The following is a 19,668-nucleotide window of genomic DNA, read 5'->3' on the forward strand; positions in this document are numbered from 1 at the left end:
CCCCCGACCTGTCCATCGCGGACGAGCTGGAGGACCTGGCCGTTGAGCATCCGGCGCGCAATGCCCGTACCGAGGTGCGTACCGCCTCCATCAACCTGGATGAGGCACCCGAAGATGCGGTCGACGCGTACCTGCGTCTGCACCTGCTCTCGCACACTCTGGTTCGCCCCAACGAGCTGAACCTGGACGGTCTGTTCGGCACCCTGGCGAATGTTGCGTGGACCAACCACGGCCCGGTGCTTGCCGCCGAGTTCCAGAAGCTGGCGATTGGTCTGCGCAAGCTGGGCCACCTGAGCGTGAGCCACATTGATAAGTTCCCGCGCCTGGTGGATTACGTGGTTCCCGCCGGCGTGCGTATTGGCGACGGTGACCGTCTACGCCTGGGTGCGCACTTGGCGTCCGGCACGACCGTGATGCACGAGGGCTTCGTGAACTTCAACGCCGGTACCCTGGGCACCTCCATGGTTGAGGGCCGTATTTCTCAGGGCGTTGTGGTGGGCGACGGCTCGGATGTGGGTGGCGGCGCCTCCACGATGGGTACCCTCTCCGGTGGCGGCACTCAGCGCGTGTCCATTGGTGAGCGTTCTCTGCTGGGTGCGGAGTCCGGTATCGGTATTGCCCTGGGTGATGACTGCGTGGTTGAGGCTGGCCTGTACGTGACCGCCGGTTCGCGCGTGAGTGTTCTGCTACCCGGTCAGGAGGCGCGCGTGGTGAAGGCTGCGGAGCTGTCCGGCGTGTCGAACCTGCTGTTCCGCCGCAATTCGATCAGCGGCGCGATTGAGGTTCTGCCGCGTGCAAAGAACACCGTGGAGCTGAACGAGGCGCTGCACCTGAACTAGTCTGTGCACTAGTGCTGGTTGTCTTTGCAATCTTTTGGGGTCGGGATGTGTGAAGCATCCCGGCCCCTTTTCTGTGCCCTGTGTTCCTTCTTCTGCCGCTTTCACAGGCTGGGCGCGAATCCGTGGCGGCTACGATGACCGTTTTCAGGGCGGGCGGCTCGGGCTTTCGCTAGGCTGGTAGTACCGGGTACAGCGCACCCGCCATGACTGACCGCTTATACAGTTCAGAGAGGAATTCAGATGCCCGAATCGACTAAGTCAGAGTCGACGATGAGCGAAACCTACCGGCACTTTACGCGTCTCTTCCCCTACCCGCACGAGCGTATTCCAATGGGCGCTTCGGCTGCTGATGCCATGGCTCGTTACGATGAGCTGTCTAAGCTGGGGCGCGCGCAGGGGTTCGTCCCTTTCTTCCTGAACCTGAACGATACGGTGCTTGAAAGCATGGTTATCGCGGTGTCCCTTGAGCACGACATCATTGACGATGTTGAGACGCTAACCCCCGAGCAGGTGAGCGCCTACACTCGTGCCATCCTGCAGCGTTACCGTACCGCCCGGGGCGGCGCCTCCGCCGAAGAGTACGGCAGCGCAGTCATTGCCCAGCAGCTGCGCAAGGTTACCGGTGACGGCGAAGATACTCACGAGGACGCCCCTGACGAGTTCGACCTCAACAAGCTTGTTGACGAGTTTATGAGCTCCGATTTTCTGCCCGATGAGGAGCCCGAAGATGACGCCCCGACTCTTTCCGCTCTGCTCTGCTACGAGCTTGCGGATGAGGAGGAGAAAGGCGAGATGCTCCTGCTGCAGATTCCGACCGATGACCCCGCCGATATTCCCGCGTACCTGCCCTTTGGCGGCTGGAATGACTGCCCGGACGCTGAAACGCAGCTGGCGTTCACCCACTATTGGCGTGAAAAGTACGGTGCCATCCCGGCGGCTCTTGACGGTGCTGACTGCCTAGAATTTCTGGTGGAACGCCCCGTCACCGACCCGGTCGAGGCGAAGAATCTGGCGGTCGAGCAATTCGCATTTTGTTCCGATCTTCCGTTCCAGGTGTTTGAAGATATTGAGCAGCTGACGGAGTTTATTCACCAGAGCCGCCAGTGGTATTTCTGGTGGGATTAGAAGTCGGATCAGAAATCAGCTGATACGCGGATTCAGGCGCTGGGCAAAAGCGAGTGGCGACACACCTCAATAACGCCTCCCACGTGCTCACACCAGAGTGCACAAGCGCACAGTGTCCGAAGGTACTTACACCTCGTGCACAGCTGTACCATTAGATACAGCTCAACAGCTTTTGTCCCCCATCCGGAGCACTTTTTCCGGATATATAAAGCCCGAAAGGACATCATGAAGGTACTCGTTACCGGCGGCGCCGGCTACATCGGCTCCCACACTGTACTTGAACTGCTCAAGGCAGGCCACGACGTCGTCGTCATGGATAACCTCGCGAACTCTTCCGAGGAGTCCCTCAAGCGCGTCGCTGAACTCGCTGGCCGCGCCCCCGAGTTCCACAAGGTTGATCTGCTCGACCTCGAAGGTATGAAGGCTCTCTTCAAGCAGGTTCGCCCCGACGCTGTGATTCACTTTGCGGGCCTGAAGGCTGTGGGCGAGTCCGCTGAGAAGCCGCTGTGGTACTACCAGACCAACGTGGCTGGCACCCTGAACCTGCTGTACGCAATGGACGAGGCTGACTGCCACTCCATCGTGTTCTCCTCCTCCGCTACCGTGTACGGTGAGCCCGAGTCCATGCCTCTGATCGAGAAGATGAACATGGATGCGCAGTCCTGCTACGGCCGCACCAAGGAGCACATTGAGGACATGCTGGTTGACCTGGCTGCTTCCGATCCCAAGTGGAACATTGCTCTGCTGCGTTACTTCAACCCCGTTGGTGCGCACGAGTCCGGCCGTATCGGTGAGGACCCGGCGGGCATCCCGAACAACCTGGTGCCCTTCATCGCGCAGGTTGCTGTGGGTCGCCGCGAGCACCTGAACGTCTTCGGTAACGACTACCCGACCGTTGACGGTACCGGCGTGCGCGACTACATCCACGTGGTTGACCTGGCTGACGGCCACCTGAAGGCGCTGAACTACATTACTGAGCACGGCGGCCTGCACACCTGGAACCTGGGTACCGGTAACGGCTACTCGGTTCTGCAGGTTCTGCACGCGTTCGAGGAGGCGTGCGGTAAGGAGCTGCCGTACAAGATTGTGGATCGTCGCCCCGGTGACGTTGCGGTCTCTTACGCTGATCCTTCCTCTGCTCTGGCGGATCTGGGTTGGAGCGCTAGCCGCGACATTAAGACCATGGTTCGCGACCACTGGAACTGGCAGAAGAACAACCCCAACGGTTACGAAGCCTAAGCTGTTTTAGCCCCTTGTGAGGGGTGTTGAAAAGTGCCCGTTAGGTGTTTATCTCACCTATCGGGCACTTTTTTGCACTTTTTTCGAAATTTTTACCAAGTCGTGACTACCTCCCCAAAGGCGTTTGACACCTCGTGAGTGCGTAGAGAAAGGGAAGAATATATTCCCTAGTCAGAGCCTTTTGTGAAGATGGGGTGTTTTTTACCCATATTTTTACGTCAAAAATACTATAACTATGCATTCATGCTTAAAAATTCACATTGCTTACCCAGTAAAGTGAATATTTTGCAGACAGGAAACCGTCTGAGGCGTAAGCTGAAAACTCAGCATACAGACAACCCGCATCATAGACGCACCTCACGTGAAAGGGTTCAAAATGTCCGCACAGGCAGCTCCCGAAGCGCAGAAAAACCTCATCGAAATCGCCAACGTCAACAAGTACTACGGCACCAACCACGTTCTGAAGAACATCAATCTTTCCGTGGGAAAAGGTGAGGTCGTCGTCCTCCTCGGCCCCTCCGGTTCCGGCAAATCCACCCTCTGCCGAACCATCAACCGCCTCGAAACTATCACCAGCGGATCCATCACCATTGACGGACAAGAACTACCCGAAGAAGGCCGCGCACTCGCCAAGCTCCGCGCCGAAGTCGGCATGGTTTTCCAGTCCTACAACCTCTTCGCGCACAAGAACATCCTCGATAACGTAACCCTTGGGCCCCGCCGAATCCGCAAAATGTCCAAGTCAGAGGCAGAAGCAGAAGCCATGAACCTGCTCGCGAAGGTCGGTGTGGATTCCCAGGTGCACAAGATGCCCGCAGAGCTTTCCGGCGGTCAGCAGCAGCGCGTCGCCATCGCCCGTGCACTCGCCATGAAGCCCAAGGTCATGCTCTTCGACGAACCCACCAGCGCGCTCGACCCCGAAATGGTCAACGAGGTGCTCGACACCATGGTCTCCCTCGCGAGGGAAGGCATGACCATGATCGTGGTGACCCACGAGATGGGTTTTGCCCGCAAGGCGGCAGACCGCATCGTCTTCCTTGCCGACGGCGAGATCATCGAAGAGGCGCACCCGGACGAGTTCTTCACCAACCCGAAGAGCGAGCGCGCCAAGGACTTCCTCTCCAAGATCATCAACCACTAAAGCAGAGGGACCGACATGCAAAAATATTCACGTAGGCTCGCGGCACTCGCCGCAGCAGCATCCCTCGCTCTGACCGGCGTCCTCGCCGGATGCTCCAGCGCAGACAGCGACCACAAGATCCGCATCGGCATCAAAGTAGACCAGCCCGGCCTCGGTTACCAGGACGGCAACACCTACACCGGCTTCGACGTGGAGGTGGCACGCTACGTCGCCGGTAAGCTCGGCTACTCCGAAGAGCAGATTGAGTTCGTCGAATCCCCCGCCGCTAACCGCGAAAACATGCTCAACACCGGTCAGGTAGACATGATTTTTGCGACCTACTCCATCTCTGAAAGCCGCAAGAAGACCGTGGACTTCGCCGGCCCCTACTACACGGCTGGTCAGGACCTGCTCGTGCGTGCCGATAACACCGATATTCACGGCCCGGACGACCTCAACGGCAAGAACCTCTGCTCCGTCACCGGCTCCACCAGCGCCCAGAAGGTGCAGGACAAGTTCGCCAAGAACGTGAACCTGGTCAAGCAGAACAGCTACTCCGACTGCGTGGTCGCCCTCAACGGCGGCGTGGTGGACGCCGTCACCACCGACGACATTACCCTCGCCGGTCTGGCAGCCACCAAAGCGAACAAGGGCAAGCTGAAAGTGGTCGGCTCCCCCTTCACGACCGAACGCTACGGCGTGGGTCTGCCCAAGGGCACTGACAAGTGCGAAGCCGTGAACAACGCCATCAACGAGATGGTTGCCGACGGTACCTGGGAGAAGCTCATCACCAAGTACACCGAAGGCACCGGCTACCACTACAACACCGAAACCAACCCGCCGCACCTGGGCACCTCCTGCGCCTAGGCCTCTAGAGAGGTTCACGAATGTCATTCTTTGACCAACTCGGCACCCTCCTGTCCAAGTACGATGTGGTTGGCGCCTTCATGACCAATATTCAGCTGACCTTCTGGGCGGCTCTTGGCTCGTTCGTTCTCGGTACTGTGCTGGCGCTCATGCGCATCAGCCCCGTCCCGTCCCTGCGCTGGGTGGGCACCGCCTATGTGCATACTGTCCGTAATACTCCGCTCACCATCATGATGACTTTCGCCATTTTGGGTGTGTGGACGCAGTTCCAGCTCTCCTTCTCGCACGATTTCGACACGAACTTCTTCGTGTACGCGGTCATTGCCCTATCGATTTACCATTCGGCGTTTATCTGCGAGGCGATCCGTTCGGGTGTGAACACCGTGCCGAAGGGTCAGGCTGAGGCGGCACGCGCTATCGGTCTGGGTTTCTTCGACACCGCCCGCCTGGTGATTTTCCCTCAGGCTCTACGCGGCGCCATTACCCCGCTCGGCAATACTCTGATTGCGTTGACGAAGAACAGCACTGTCGCCTCGGTCGCGTCGGTGGCGGAGGCCTCCGGGCTGATGAAATCCATGATTGAGTTCGACGCGAACATGGTGCTCGCTATCTTCATCATGTTTGCGATGGGCTTTGTCATCATTGTTGTTCCCATTGGTGCGTTGACCACCTGGTCATCCCGTAAGCTGGCGGTGAAGCGATGAAAAACCCTTTTATCAGTAATGACACCCGCGCCGCTTCTTCGGTGCTTTTCGACGAGCCGGGTCCTATCGCGCAGCGTCGTATCCGCATCTTCAACATTGCTGCGGTAGTCCTTTTTGCACTATTTGCGGTGTATGTGCTGACCGTGATGGGTCAGAAGGGCCAACTGGAGCCGGAGAAGTGGACTGATCTGTTCACCGCCCGCGCCTGGAGCTCCTACTACCTGCCGGGCCTTGCCTCGACCCTGTCGGCGGCAGCGGTTTCGGTGGTTACCTCGGTTGCGTTCGGTGTGGTCTTCGGTATTGCTCGACTCTCCCAGTACCGCGTTATCCGCTGGTTCGGCACCGTGGTGGTAGAGTTCTTCCGCGCCGTGCCGGTGCTGATCATGATGATCTTCTTCTGGCTGTTCTTGGGCAAGTACAGCGGCCTTCCGCCGGCTCAGCTGCCCTTCATCGCCGTGGTGATTGGTCTGACCCTGTACAACGGCTCGGTGATTGCTGAGCTACTGCGTTCGGGCGTGAAGCAACTTCCTCGCGGTCAGGGCGAGGCGGGTCTTGCGATTGGTCTGACCCCGACCCAGACGCTGATTCGGATCCTGCTTCCGCAGGCGTTCACCGCGATGATGCCCTCAATGCTCAGCCAGTTCGTTGTGATTCTGAAGGACACCGCCCTCGGTTACATCATCTCCTACCCCGAGCTGCTCGCTTCGGCGCGCCGCATCGGTTCCGGTGACGGCAACGTGCTGCAGACCCTGATTCTGGCGGCGGCACTCTTCGTGACGGTGAACTTCGTGCTGACGGCTGTAGCAACCGGCATTACGGACAGGCTGGCGTCGCGCACCTCCGCAAAGGTGACCCGAAACCTGATTCCGGACGCTCTGGATAACCCGAACCCGCCGACCGTTCAGATGTTCGTTCTGCCCGGCGACCGCAAGTAACCCTTCTCGTTCGGGCTCCTCAGCCAACGATTATCAGCAGATACGGCAAAGCCCCAGCACTCCCCTTTCGGGAGGGTGCGGGGGCTTTCTGCTATGCGGGCTAGTTACTGTCGGAGCTACTTAGCGGCAACGTTACTTAGACGCAGAAGCCTTCAGACGCTCAGCAGCCTTCGCCACCGCCTCATCAGAGGCAGTCAGGGCGATACGCACGTAGCCTTCGCCGTCCTCGCCGTAGAACACGCCGGGGCCAGCAATAATACCCAGCTCCGCCAGGCGACCAATCGAATCCCAGGTGGACTCACCGAAAGTGGTCCACAGGTACAGGCCAGCCTCAGAGTCCTCAATGCGACCACCGGCGGCGGCAATCGCCTCCTGCAGTACCTCGCGGCGGGCACGGTACAGGTCCTTCTGAGCCGCCACGTGCGCCTCATCAGCCAACGCAACCATCATGGCAGCCTGCACGGGGGCGGGCACAATCATGCCGGCGTGCTTACGGCTATTAATCAGGTTCGGCATGATTTCGGGAGCACCGGCGATGAACGCGGCACGGTAACCGGCGAGGTTCGATTGCTTCGACAGCGAGTACACCGCAAACAGGCCGGTGAAGTCGCCATCGCACACGCGCGGATCCAGGATGGACGGCACCGGCTGACCGCCGCGCGCCTCATCCCAAGCACCCCAACCGAGCTCCGCGTAGCATTCATCGGATGCCACCACGGCACCGATTTCGCGCGCCTGCGCCACAATCTCACGCAGCTGCTCCACGGTACGGACCGTGCCGTTCGGGTTCGCCGGGGAGTTCACCCAAATCAGCTTCACACGGCTACGGGTGTCAGCGTCCAGCTCATCCAAGCTATCGGCGGGCACAGACTCGGCGCGGGCGAAGCGGGCACCCATATCGTAGGTGGGGTACGCAACGCGCGGGTACACGACCACATCGCCCGTGCCCAGACCCAGCAGGAACGGCAGCCACGCCACGAGCTCCTTCGAGCCGACCGTGGGCATGATTGCGTCCGGGCTCAGACCGGTCACACCGCGGCGGCGCGCAAACCACTCAGCAATAGCCTCACGCAGGGCGGGGGTGCCGTGGGTGGTCGGGTAGCCGGGAGCGTCAGAGGCAGCCGCCAGCGCCTCGCGAATGTTCTGCGGGGTCGGGTCAACCGGGGTGCCGATGGACAGGTCCACCGGGCCGTCCGGGTGGGCGGCCGCGGTTGCGCGGTAGGGGGCGAGCGCCTCCCAGGGGTATTCGGGCAGGTTCAGGCCGTAAGTCATTGTGTCACCTGGTTGCTTGGGAATAGTTTTCGTCATTTTAGTCTAGCGTCCGTGCGCTGGCGTGCCTACAGCAAGAGCCTCCATTCCAGCGCCTAGACGGTGCGTGGGCACCGGGTGCTGTGATGGAGGCTCTTGGCACCCGTTAGCGGGTGCGGTCAGTCTATGCGGTTGTCGCTATTATTCGCCGCAGGGATTACTCGCCACGAGGGGGCAGCGCCGCGATGAAGGGCACGTCCTTGCCGGTGGGGCCGAGCTTTGCTGCGCCACCGGGGGAACCCAGGTCGTCGAAGAAGTCTGCGTTGGCGCTGACGTATTCGGTCCACTCTTCGGGGACGTCGTCTTCGTAGTAGATTGCTTCTACGGGGCAGACGGGCTCGCAGGCGCCGCAGTCCACGCACTCATCCGGGTGGATGTACAGGGTGCGTTCGCCTTCGTAGATGCAGTCGACGGGGCATTCTTCAACGCATGCGCGGTCTTTGACATCCACGCAGGGAAGCGCGATTACGTAGGTCATTGGTGTGCCTTTCTAGAAGCTGTTCGCCCCGTGCCCGCCGTTCTGCGGGTCGTCTGCTGCAGGGCAAAATCTACAGAGTAAACCGCCGAGTGGTTGGTACCCGGCGGGGAAGTCTGTGTATAGTCTATCGCGCGCTGACTGTTTAACAGTATTTTCGTGGCGTAGCATACAGCGAACGTTTGGCTTTGCGGGGGTATTTTTTAGGCTAGCCTGCCCTGGTATTTTTTTGCGTTATAGCTAGTCGGTACGCTTTTAAAAATACCTTGAGCAAAAAATGAAATCTTCATCACATTAAATTTTTGATGAAGTCAATACTTTTTCCCACGCATGAAATTCATCGAATAACGCATAAATTTTCTTCCCTATTTTCCGCTATCCGGCGGGTACAGAAGATAGCAGCGGTGCAGCACCAAATCAGCAGGAGGGGCGCCCCGGCTAACCGGAACGCCCCTCCCCCACGTTATAACTGAGCAGTAACCTTCAGACTACTTCTTAGCGCGCGCACGCTGATGCGCCGCACGCGGCGAGAAATACTGCGCGTCCTTCACACGAGCGCGCGTGTACACGAGCATGCCCAGCATCGCCGCAACCGGGGCACCAAACCACCACAGGGCACCGTAGAAGCCAATCGCCGAATGGCCCGGGTTCACCAAAACAAACGGCGAATCGGGGCGACCGTAACCGAGCACGTACACGGTCACGAACACTGCAACAGCCACGACCGCCGCCGCGTAGCCACGACGCAGCGACAGGGCGCACCACAGGGCGGTAAAGAAAACCGTCAGGTACGCCACCAGCAAGCCGAGGGGCAGGGCGGTATCCCCCGCATACACGACCCAAGCGTGGTAAATCGACCCGGCAATACCGGCAAAAATACCCAGAATCGAGCCGGTCAGAATACCCGCAACCAGGCCAGCCTCCTGCGGCTTCGGGTGCACGGTCGCGGTCGGGTCACCGTCGAGCACACGGAAAGTCTCCACGGCAGAAATCTTCTGCGGCACCTTATTCGAGTACTCAAAAGTCTTCTCGTCCACCACCGTAATCTGGGTGCGGTGCGCCTCCATTGCCTTGCGCTTGGCGGTGCCGTCACCATAAATAGCAGCCTGCAGACGCTGATCCGCCGCGTCGAATTCGCCCTCAATACCCCAGGTAAGAATCGGGCGGTCCTCGTCATCTTCAAGGATCTGCAGGGCACGGTGCACGATCTCGTACACGCGCACGTGGTCGGGGTGGCCGTAACCGCCGTCCGAATCGTAGGTGACCAGAACATCCGGGGTGAGGGCGCGGATAGCGGCGACCAGCGCCTGAGCCTGCGGTTCCAGCGGCTGCGCGGTCAACGAATCCTCCGCCGCCACCGGGTTAGCGACGGGCTTACCCTCCGGGCCCCACGCCATGCCGGAGTCACGGTACAGCGGCAGCGCGCCCTCCGCAACGGCGGGTTCCTGCCCCAGGAAGAACTGCTTCTTCACGCCCAGCGCTTTGATAGCGCCGGCAAGCTCACCGGTACGGTACTCGCCCAGCGCCTCACCGTTATCGCGGCAACCGGGCTTACCAACCTCCAGGTGGTGCAGTTCCTCGGGGATGACCTCGCCCAGCTCACCGCGGGTAGCGGTCAGCAGGTACACCTCCGCGCCCTTCTGCGCGTAGTACGCCATGGTTGCGCCGGTTGAGGAGGTCTCATCATCCGGGTGTGCATGCACAAACAGGATGCGCGCCTTCTTCGCATCGTAATTATTCGGCAGCAGGTCACGGCGCGAGCCGGGGGCGATGCGCTCACCCTGCGTGGGGTAGCTGGGGGTCGCAGAATCAGGCTGAGTGTTCTCGGAATCAGACACAGGCTTTCCCTCTCATACGCAGGGTCGGGCTTTTCGGACAGTCAACAGCGCCGTGCGGGGTGGCGGGTAGGTGCCACCGCCTCGGGCGCATTATTTTATCTTACACACTCACCCGCACGGTGCGGGGCGTTCAGGCTTTTCGGAGGCGGTTTTAGGCAGAAAGCAAAAGCACACTCCCTCCCCTACCCCACCGATATTTCCCGAAGACGTTCGAGGGTTAAATAGAACCGCCGCCACCTTCCATACAGAAGGTAGCGGCGGCTCTATGCGACAGTTACAACCACTAGGAAGTAACTTCGGCAGTATTAGTCGTTCGCACGTGCGCGGCGGCGGAACTCGCGGACACGCTCGTTGGAATCCAGGATGACCTTACGGATACGAATCGCCTCGGGGGTCACCTCAACGCACTCGTCTTCACGAGCGAACTCGAGGCACTCTTCCAGGGTCAGCTTCTTCGGCGGGGTCAGGTTTTCGAAGTTGTCCGCGGTCGAAGAACGCATGTTGGTCAGCTTCTTTTCCTTGGTGATGTTAACTTCCATGTCGTCTGCACGGGAGTTCATACCAACGATCATGCCCTCGTACACCTCGGAGGTGGGCTCCACGAAGAAGGTGCCGCGCTCCTGCAGGTTAATCATCGCGTAGGGGGTCACCACGCCGGCACGGTCAGCAATCAGCGAACCGTTGGTGCGGTACTCAATGTCGCCAGCCCAGGGCTCGTGCTCAATCGAGTAGGAGGAAGAAATACCGGCACCGCGGGTCTCAGTCAGGAACTGGGTACGGAAACCAATCAGACCACGTGCGGGAACAGCGAACTCCATGCGGACCCAACCGGTACCGTGGTTCGCCATGTTCTCCATGCGGCCCTTACGTGCAGCCATCAGCTGGGTAACAGCACCCAGGTACTCCTCGGGCACGTCAATGATCATGTGCTCCATGGGCTCGTAGACCTTGCCGTCGATGGTCTTGGTAACCACCTGGGGCTTACCCACGGTCAGCTCGAAGCCCTCACGGCGCATCTGCTCCACGAGGATAGCCAGGGCGAGCTCGCCACGGCCCTGAACTTCCCATGCGTCCGGACGCTGGGTGGGCAGAACCTTGATGGACACGTTACCGATGAGCTCGCGGTCCAGGCGGTCCTTCACCTGACGTGCGGTGACCTTTGCGCCCTTGACGCGGCCAGCCAGCGGGGAGGTGTTAATACCGATGGTCATGGAGATCGCGGGGTCGTCCACCTTGATCAGCGGCAGGGGCTTGGGGTTCTCAGCGTCGGTCAGGGTTTCACCAATGGTGATGTCCTCGATACCAGCCACTGCGACGATTTCGCCGGGGCCAGCGGACTCTGCGGGAACGCGCTCGAGAGCCTTGGTAGCCAGCAGCTCGGAGATACGGACATTCTTGATCTCACCGTCGTGGCGTGCCCACGCAACGGTCTGGCCCTTCTTCAGGGTGCCGTTGAAGATACGGACCAGTGCCAGACGACCCAGGAACGGGGAGGAGTCCAGGTTGGTCACGTGTGCCTGCAGAACCTCGTTGGGGTCGTAGGTGGGAGCGGGCACGTGCTCGATGATGGTCTTGAACAGCGGCTCAAGGTCGTCGTTGTCGGGCAGCTGGCCGTCTGCGGGCTGGTTCAGGGACGCAGCGCCAGCCTTACCGGATGCGTACACCACCGGAACGTTCAGCACAGCATCCAGGTCCAGGTCCGGGACCTCGTCCGCCAGGTCGGATGCCAGGCCCAGCAGCAGGTCCATGGACTCGCCAACGACCTCGTCGATGCGGGAGTCGGGGCGGTCCACCTTGTTGACCACGAGGATCACGGGCAGCTTAGCAGCCAGTGCCTTACGCAGCACGAAGCGGGTCTGGGGCAGCGGGCCTTCGGATGCGTCCACGAGCAGCACAACGCCGTCAACCATGGACAGGCCGCGCTCCACCTCGCCACCGAAGTCGGCGTGGCCGGGGGTGTCAATAACGTTAATAGTGATGGTCTCACCGTTGGCGGAAGGGCCGTTGTAGAACACGGTGGTGTTCTTCGCCAGAATGGTGATGCCCTTTTCCTTTTCGAGGTCGCCGGAGTCCATGACTCGGTCTTCAACATCTGCGTGGGCAGAGAAGGCGTGGGTCTGCTGCAGCATCGCGTCGACGATGGTGGTCTTGCCGTGGTCAACGTGTGCCACGATGGCCACATTGCGAAGGTCGGGGCGCGAAGCGGTGTTTTCAGACATGCGTTAAGTTTCTCGCTTAAATCTAGGGGATAGTCTTGCCAGCGGGTGCGCTCTAGAGGCGCGGGGGTCACGGGGCCGTACCTTATTTTTCAGGTATTTGCCGGTTCGAACGTTTGCTCCTGGAGCCGCTCTGCAATGAGAGCGTTTCCGGGCACGCCAAAACGGACCCCCCTCCGTTGGGCTTAGCTACCAGTGTATCACTAGGGCTTTTCTGCGAGCCACTCATCAAGCATGCGGCGGGCGACAGCATTCGTGCCGGGCAGCTCCAGCTTGGCGGGGTCATCCTCGGCGCTGTTGCCGCGCTCCTCCGAAATGGCAATCGCCTCACGCAGCTCCGCGGCGGTGAACCAGCGCGCCGCACGAATCTCACCGTCGTGGTGGATGATAGGTTCGTTCTCATCCACGCGCGCCCGGTAGCAAATCATGAGCGAGCGCGGGAAAGGCCACACATCACTCATACGGTACTCGGTGCTGAGGGTGTGCAGGCCGGTCTCTTCGTAGACTTCGCGGGTAATCGCCTCTTCGAGGTTTTCACCCGGATCAACGAATCCGGCGATGAGGGCAAAACGGTTGGGGTGCCACTGGCGGTTATTCGCCAGCAGCACGCGCTCGCCGTCGCGGCTGGTCACCAGCGCCATCACGGCGGGTTCAATGCGGGGGAACACCATCTCGCCGGAGGCGGTGCGGCGGATGCCCTTCGAGCCGAGGGGCGCCTCCTCACCGCTGTATGCGGAGTAGCGCATGTCGATGAGGTAGTCGCGGCGTGCCAGGGCGGTGGCGTAGTGGGCGCGGCCTTCCGGGTCGTCGTGGACCGGGTAGTAGCGGAAACCACTGGCGGAGGCGCGCACCCGAGAGTTGTTCAGGTCGGCGGCGACTTGCGCGAGGGTTTTGTCCTCGCAATAGAGCACGTGCACCTGCGCCCCGTTCTTCTCTGCCTCACTGTTCTTCTCCGCATCTGCGCCATAGGCGGCGGGGCGAATCACGCTGCGCGCCAGGATAGCGTCCTCGGCCAGCGGCTCGGCAGCATTGCTACCGGTCAGGTAGTGCAGGGTTCCGTCGTCGTTGAGGAGGGTCTCTCCCGCGCGGGAAATCAGCAGGTAGCGCAGTGAGTGAGTATCAGCGGGCGTGTGTTCAGGTGAAGAAGTCATGGATTTTACTCTACATCTTGATACTGTAAGGCCCACAATAGGGTGCCAGGTTTCGATTTTTTCGCCGTATCGTCCCATATCACTCTCGAAAGAGATGACAGAGGCACCCGAAAATAAGAGAATGGAAGCATGACTACTTCTATTGACCCCACGACTACTTCTGCATGGTCGGCTCTGTCCGCTCATCACAAGTCCCTCACTCCGAACCTGCGCGAATGGTTTGCCGCTGACCCGGAACGCGCGCAGAAGCTCAGCTTCACCGCCGACGAACTGCACGTCGACCTCTCCAAGAACCTGATTACCTCCGAGACCGTTGAGCTGCTGCTCAAGCTCGCTGAAGAGGTCAAGCTGGAGCAAGCTCGCGAAGCAATGTTCTCCGGCGAGCACATTAACGTCACCGAGGACCGCGCAGTACTGCACACCGCGCTGCGCCGCCCCGAGGGCTACACCCCCGCACTGACCGTTGACGGCCAGGACGTAGACGCAGACGTTCATGCCGTACTGAAGAAGATTTACGCATTCGCTGAGCGCGTGCGCAACGGCGAGTGGACCGGTATCACCGGCAAGCGCATCGAAACCGTCGTGAACATCGGTATCGGTGGCTCCGACCTGGGCCCGGTCATGGTGTACGAGGCTCTCAAGCCCTACGCAGATGCAGGCATCACCGCACGCTTCATCTCCAACATTGACCCGACCGACGTGGCTGAGAAGGTCTCCGACCTGGACCCCGAGACCACCCTGTTCATCGTCGCATCCAAGACCTTCGGCACCCTGGAGACCCTGACCAACGCACGCGTGGCACGCGAGTGGCTGCTCTCCTCCCTGCGTGAGGCAGGCGCGCTGGAGGGTAAGGAAGCATCCGAGGCTGTGGCTAAGCACTTCGTGGCTGTCTCCACCGCACTCGACAAGGTTGCAGCATTCGGCATTGACCCCGAGAACGCTTTCGGCTTCTGGGACTGGGTTGGCGGCCGCTACTCCGTAGACTCCGCAATCGGTACCTCCCTGGCTATTGTTTTCGGCCCGAAGGTTTTCGCTGAATTCCTCGCCGGCTTCCACGCAATGGACGAGCACTTCCGCACCGCTCCCCTGGCTCAGAACGTACCCGTTCTGATGGGTCTGCTGAACATCTGGAACGTGAACTTCCTGGGTGCTGAGACCCACGCGGTTCTGCCCTACGACCAGTACCTGCACCGCTTCCCCGCATACCTGCAGCAGCTGACCATGGAGTCCAACGGCAAGTCCGTTCGCGCAGACGGCTCCTTCGTCAACTACGCAACCGGTGAAGTGTTCTGGGGCGAGCCCGGCACCAACGGCCAGCACGCTTTCTACCAGCTGATCCACCAGGGCACCCGCCTGATTCCCGCGGACTTCCTAGCATTCGCTAACCCGGTCCACCCGACCAAGGACGGCGAGCAGGACGTTCACGAGCTGTTCCTGGCTAACTTCTTCGCACAGTCTCAGGCTCTGGCGTTCGGCAAGACCGAGGAAGAGGTCCGTGCAGAGGGCACCGCAGAGCACGTGGTCAACGCACGTATCTTCAGCGGTAACCGCCCCTCCACCTCCATCATGGCGCCGCGCCTGACCCCGCGCGTTCTGGGCTCCCTGATTGCCCTGTACGAGCACATCACCTTCGTTCAGGGTGTTGTTTGGGGTATTGACTCCTTCGACCAGTGGGGCGTTGAGCTCGGTAAGAAGCTGGCGCTGGACCTGGTTCCCGCTATTGAGGGCGACCGCGAGGTTCTGGAGCGCCAGGATTCTTCGACCGCTTCGCTGATTGACTACTACCTGAAGAACCGCACCAAGTAGTAGCTCAAACCTACACCCGAGGGTTTTATAGCCTGCAGGTGTAGGATGCACAAACCGCCGGATAGGCTCCCGTTTGGGAGACTATCCGGCGGTTCTGCTATATGGGTTCTGGCTGACTCAGTACTGTTAGTCCAGCGCGGGCAGGGTATCGGAGACGACCTCCGCGATGATGCGCACCACGGTGGATTCGGGCAGCTGCGGGATGCCCTGCTCGTCGCGTACCACGCCACCGGCGTCACGGTGAGCGGTCAGTTCTACACCCTCGGTTGCTTTTTCACCGGCGGCAGTCTCTCCACCATCGGCGCGGGTTGCGGGCACGTGCACGAACCCTGCGGGGATGCTCAGCCCCAGCTCGCGACTGATGCGCTGCCCCTCATAAAACACGTGGTTGCACACGTAGGTTCCGGCGGTGTACGAAATCTCGACCGGCTCCCCCGCCGCACGCAGACGCTCAAAGCTGGCACGCACCGGCAGGGAGGAGAAGTACGCCTCCTGACCACCGGGGGCGATTGGCTCATCGCAGCGCTGGTCGCCGTCGTTATCTTCAATACCGGCGGAGTCCAGGTTGATAGCAACCTGTTCGAGGCTGACCACGTCACGGCCAACCGCCACGCCCAGGCTGATGAGCGCGTCGGGTTGCACCTCCTGCAGGGCGGCACGCAGGGCGGTGCTGGAGCCGTCGTAGCTGACGGGCAGCTCGCGGGTGATGACGTTCAGATCCGGGCGCATCCGAGTCAGCAGACGCTGGGCACCCTCGGCGAGCGCCACGGTGGGGTTCACGGGCACGCCGGGGAACGGTCCGAAGAAGGTCAGCAACAGGGTGCGTGCCTGGTTGGGGGTGGTTGCCATAGTCAATCTCGTTTTCTGCGGTGGTTTTACTCAGCAGTGCTTGTTTTATTCAGCAGTGTTTTTCTCAGCTACGTTCTTTTCGGCAGCGCGGCGTTCCAGGTCCTTGGCGAGCGCTTCCAGCAGCTCTTCGGGGGTGGTCGCGATAATGAGTTCGTCCAGGTAGCGCTCGTTCAGCAGGCCGGTGGACGCCATGTAGTGCATGGCGTCGATGAGCTTATCCCAGTAGCCGTTGACGTTCAGCAGGGCGACCGGCTTGGAGTGAATGTCGAGGAACTGCCAGCTGAAAACTTCAAAGAACTCTTCGAGGGTGCCGGGGCCGCCGGGCATAGCGACAAACGCGTCAGCCTTCTCGATCATGGCGATTTTGCGCTGGTGCATGGTGTCCACAATGTCGAGGGTGGTCTGGCCGGGGTACACGCCCTCCAGGCCGACCAGCTTGTGAGTGACCACGCCGTAGACCACGCCGCCGGCGTCCAGGGTTGCGCCCGCGACGGTGCCCATGAGGCCGGTGCGGCCGCCACCGTAGACCACGCCAATGTTGTTCTGGGCGCAGAGGGTGCCGAGTTCGCGGGCACGCTCGGTGAAGAGCGGGTCGTTACCGGAGCGTGCACCGCAGTAGACGGCGAGGTTGTAGTCAGTCTTCTTCATGGTTCTCCTTGAGGGATGGGCGAGGGTACCGTACGCGTCGCTGCGTGGCGGCTTCGCCTCGCGGTGTTCTGTGTTGAGGGTACCGGATGTACCTGTGTACCTCATGTGTGCCGCCCGCCAGTTCAGGGGCACGTTGGGCTCGGCGGTTACGGTAGCGGGGTGCGCGCCAGTAGCGGGAAAATCTGCTCGGTATTCAGGGGTGCCTGCAATGCAGAATCGGAGGGGCTGCTCATGGCGGGGTTGACCCAGCGCAGCTCAGCGATTTCGGCATGCGGCACCAGCGTAGCCAGCTGCTCGTACTGCTCGTCGATGGGGGCGTATTCGAAGGTTTCGGCGCGTACCGTAAAGCCTGCCTCGTTCAGTGCCGCCGCTTCCAGCAGTCGGAGGTGGTGCATCCGGGCGGGGTCGGGGGTGAGCCCGATTTCTTCGCTCACTTCGCGGCAGGCTGTCTGTAGCGGGGTTTCTCCCGGTTCGGGTTTGCCGCCGGGCATCATGAACCCGTCGCTGCCCTGCTTGCGCACGGTGAGTACGAGCCCGTCCCGGTTGCGGATTGCCACGGCGCACACGTTCACGACGCGGTGGGCGTTATCGATGGCGCTGTGCTCAGTAGCGTTGCGCTCGGCTGGCTGAGCAGACTGGGCGGTCTGGGCGGGCTGGGCTGTTTCTATTCGGTTCTGCGGGTTCTTCTGCGTGGGCATCTTTCTACCCTAGCATTTCCCTGTCTTCTGCCCAGCGCTGTACGTGTTTGTCTTATTCATCCGCCCTATTGTGCGCCCTGCGGGCAGTGGTTTTACGTAATATTTCGGCGAGTTATCTTATGTCCGGTTCATGCGTTTAGGTGCGTGTTACGGTGTAATTAACCGCGATGTCGCGGTACCGTATACGCACTCGACTTGGCGTGATACAGGAAGAGTGCGAATCGCTCAATCACTCATGTAGAAGGAACTTCGTGATGGCTAACTCTTCTCCTGCCCGCCGCTACGGTAGCGCCGGTGCTTCTGTTCTTCTTGCCGCCTCCTTGAGCCTGGGCGCTCTGCCTTCTGTTGCGGCAGCAAATACCCCGAATCCGGATAACCCGCCGGTTATTACGGTCTACAACTACAAGGTTGAGGCCAACACCCGTGAGTTGAAGACCGCTCTGCGTCTGAACAAGATTACGTTCAAGGCATCGAAACTGCCCGCGAAAACTACCGCTTTCGCCCCGGCTTTGCATGAGGCAAACCATAGGGGTTTCCCGTTTCTGAACCCGATTCAGACGGTGCGCGTTGACGGCCCGTTCAAGGACGGCACGGCGACTGCGACCCATTACGTTCCCGGTAGCCTGATTGACCCGGCGAAGAACTACAGCTTCGTCGCTAATATCATCGTTGATGGTTACGGGGGCGGTCAGGTTCTGCGCATGGACGTTGTGAAGGATAGCGCCGCACCGGTTCTGCACGTGGATTCCCCGCGCCTGAACACCAAGGGTGAGACTGTGTTGAAGGTGCGCGGTACCGGCTACACGGGTGAGGCGACCCCGCACGGTGTGCGTGTGGTGGTGTCTGATACGAACGTGTGGGTTCCCGGCCGTTTTCCCCAGCAGGGTATGCGTTTCGTGGCTCAGGTGACGGTACCTGCTTCGCAGATTCACAACGGTGTCTTTGAGACGGAGGTGAAGGTTCCGGCGGATGTTGCGGCGACGCTGAATACCTCCCACAAGTACATTGCGGGCACCATGGCTGCCGGCGTTGAGGGTGCCGAGTACGGTTCGTTTGATGCTCAGAAGCCTCTTGAGCTTTTCGCGCAGGAGCCCGTGGTTTCGGCGGTTCCGACCGACGCGCCCACCGTGGCACCGCTACCCGAAGCAACCGTCGGTGTGAACCCGACCGACGCACCCACCGTGGCACCCCTGCCGGAGGCAACCGTCGGTGTGAACCCCACTGACGCACCCACCGTAGCACCGCTACCGGAAGCAACCATTGGTGTGAACCCCACCGACGCACCCACCGTGGCACCCCTGCCCGAGGCAACCGTGGGCGTGAACCCGACCGACGCACCCACCGTAGCACCCCTGCCCGAAGCAACCGTGGGCGTGAACCCGACCGATGCACCGACCGTCCCGGCACTGCCTAAAGCTCCGATGCCTGCCGACAAGGCACCCGCGGCAGATCAGGCACCGGTTGCCGATAAGACCCCCAACGCTGACAAGCTGGAGGATGCAACCGTTGCGCATCCCAAGAGCAAGCCCGCTCAGGAGGCTCCGGTGACCGCCGCCCGCTCGGCTCAGGACACGCTGGCAATGAACACCCCGGCAAAGGACAGCCCCAAGAAGGCTACCCTGGCGAGCACCGGTGCATCCAGCGTTGGCGTGATTGTTGGCATTGGCGTTGCCGCTATCTGCGCGGGTCTGGGTTTGAGCGTTCTGCGCTCGCGCCGCCGCTCCTAAGAGCTGCAGGGCGCACAGCCTAGCCCGCCCATCCGGAATAAACCGCGCATAGCAAAGAGCCGCCGGCTCCCCATTCAAGGGGAACCGGCGGCTCTTCACGTATCAGCTAATTCAGCCAGCAGA

17 protein-coding genes are annotated in these 19,668 nt (G+C 60.8%); 9 read left to right on the forward strand and 8 right to left on the reverse strand.

Annotated elements, in window-relative coordinates:
* The 7 genes from dapD to HXO69_RS03285 form a co-directional block, all read left to right on the forward strand.
* The coding region (gene dapD / locus HXO69_RS03255) for a 2,3,4,5-tetrahydropyridine-2,6-dicarboxylate N-succinyltransferase (protein ID WP_296545280.1) at positions 1 to 839 on the forward strand (839 nt) is incomplete at its 5' end.
* Between the two features lie 240 nt (positions 840 to 1,079).
* Positions 1,080 to 1,964, forward strand: coding sequence for a DUF4253 domain-containing protein (locus HXO69_RS03260; RefSeq protein ID WP_070831630.1), 885 nt, complete (start codon positions 1,080 to 1,082; stop codon positions 1,962 to 1,964).
* Between the two features lie 225 nt (positions 1,965 to 2,189).
* Positions 2,190 to 3,203, forward strand: coding sequence for a UDP-glucose 4-epimerase GalE (gene galE / locus HXO69_RS03265; RefSeq protein WP_005508490.1), 1,014 nt, complete (start codon positions 2,190 to 2,192; stop codon positions 3,201 to 3,203).
* Between the two features lie 376 nt (positions 3,204 to 3,579).
* Positions 3,580 to 4,344 (forward strand): amino acid ABC transporter ATP-binding protein, encoded by a 765-nt coding sequence (locus HXO69_RS03270; RefSeq protein WP_049337287.1) that lies wholly within the window; start codon positions 3,580 to 3,582, stop codon positions 4,342 to 4,344.
* A gap of 15 nt (positions 4,345 to 4,359) precedes the next feature.
* The gene (locus HXO69_RS03275; RefSeq protein ID WP_049337285.1) at positions 4,360 to 5,190 is read left to right on the forward strand and encodes a glutamate ABC transporter substrate-binding protein; all 831 of its coding nucleotides are present in this window, start codon (positions 4,360 to 4,362) and stop codon (positions 5,188 to 5,190) included.
* A 20-nt stretch (positions 5,191 to 5,210) separates the two neighbouring features.
* Positions 5,211 to 5,894, forward strand: a complete 684-nt coding sequence (locus tag HXO69_RS03280) for an amino acid ABC transporter permease (RefSeq protein ID WP_049327621.1) — start codon at positions 5,211 to 5,213, stop codon at positions 5,892 to 5,894.
* Positions 5,891 to 6,829, forward strand: coding sequence for an amino acid ABC transporter permease (locus HXO69_RS03285; protein WP_005505217.1), 939 nt, complete (start codon positions 5,891 to 5,893; stop codon positions 6,827 to 6,829). Before HXO69_RS03280 ends, HXO69_RS03285 begins: the two co-directional genes overlap by 4 nt.
* A gap of 132 nt (positions 6,830 to 6,961) precedes the next feature.
* On the opposite strand, the gene dapC is transcribed toward HXO69_RS03285, so the two are convergent.
* The 5 genes from dapC to HXO69_RS03310 form a co-directional block, all read right to left on the reverse strand.
* Positions 6,962 to 8,101, reverse strand: a complete 1,140-nt coding sequence (gene dapC / locus HXO69_RS03290; RefSeq protein WP_296545281.1) for a succinyldiaminopimelate transaminase — start codon at positions 8,099 to 8,101, stop codon at positions 6,962 to 6,964.
* 193 nt (positions 8,102 to 8,294) lie between these two features.
* On the reverse strand, positions 8,295 to 8,615 hold the full coding sequence (fdxA, locus tag HXO69_RS03295; RefSeq protein WP_049354209.1) for a ferredoxin: 321 nt from the start codon (positions 8,613 to 8,615) through the stop codon (positions 8,295 to 8,297).
* A gap of 485 nt (positions 8,616 to 9,100) precedes the next feature.
* Entirely contained in the window at positions 9,101 to 10,450 is a 1,350-nt protein-coding gene (locus HXO69_RS03300; RefSeq protein ID WP_070687866.1) for a PIG-L family deacetylase, read from the reverse strand.
* 305 nt (positions 10,451 to 10,755) lie between these two features.
* Positions 10,756 to 12,669 (reverse strand): translational GTPase TypA, encoded by a 1,914-nt coding sequence (typA, locus tag HXO69_RS03305; RefSeq protein ID WP_049347061.1) that lies wholly within the window; start codon positions 12,667 to 12,669, stop codon positions 10,756 to 10,758.
* Between the two features lie 200 nt (positions 12,670 to 12,869).
* The gene (locus HXO69_RS03310) at positions 12,870 to 13,817 is read right to left on the reverse strand and encodes an NAD(+) diphosphatase (protein ID WP_296545282.1); all 948 of its coding nucleotides are present in this window, start codon (positions 13,815 to 13,817) and stop codon (positions 12,870 to 12,872) included.
* 129 nt (positions 13,818 to 13,946) lie between these two features.
* On the opposite strand from HXO69_RS03310, the gene pgi reads away from it, so the two are divergent.
* Entirely contained in the window at positions 13,947 to 15,623 is a 1,677-nt protein-coding gene (pgi, locus tag HXO69_RS03315) for a glucose-6-phosphate isomerase (RefSeq protein WP_296545283.1), read from the forward strand.
* Positions 15,624 to 15,749: 126 nt separating this feature from the next.
* Here the strand turns inward: pgi and HXO69_RS03320 are convergent, their stop codons facing one another.
* From HXO69_RS03320 to HXO69_RS03330, 3 genes are all read right to left on the reverse strand, one after another.
* A complete protein-coding gene (locus HXO69_RS03320) occupies positions 15,750 to 16,472 on the reverse strand; it encodes a pyroglutamyl-peptidase I (protein WP_296545284.1) in 723 nt (240 codons plus the stop codon).
* A gap of 45 nt (positions 16,473 to 16,517) precedes the next feature.
* Positions 16,518 to 17,120: a TIGR00730 family Rossman fold protein gene (locus HXO69_RS03325; protein WP_296545285.1), complete on the reverse strand. Its 603-nt coding sequence runs from the start codon at positions 17,118 to 17,120 to the stop codon at positions 16,518 to 16,520.
* 146 nt (positions 17,121 to 17,266) lie between these two features.
* Complete coding sequence (locus tag HXO69_RS03330; RefSeq protein ID WP_296545286.1) at positions 17,267 to 17,818, reverse strand: NUDIX domain-containing protein; 552 nt, start codon at positions 17,816 to 17,818, stop codon at positions 17,267 to 17,269.
* A gap of 254 nt (positions 17,819 to 18,072) precedes the next feature.
* Here HXO69_RS03330 and HXO69_RS03335 point away from each other — a divergent pair, with 254 nt between their 5' ends.
* Positions 18,073 to 19,545 (forward strand): hypothetical protein, encoded by a 1,473-nt coding sequence (locus HXO69_RS03335; RefSeq protein ID WP_296545287.1) that lies wholly within the window; start codon positions 18,073 to 18,075, stop codon positions 19,543 to 19,545.
* The last annotated feature ends 123 nt before the right edge of the window (positions 19,546 to 19,668 follow it).

Source organism: Rothia sp. (in: high G+C Gram-positive bacteria) (genome assembly GCF_015265375.1).
GTDB lineage: Bacteria > Actinomycetota > Actinomycetes > Actinomycetales > Micrococcaceae > Rothia.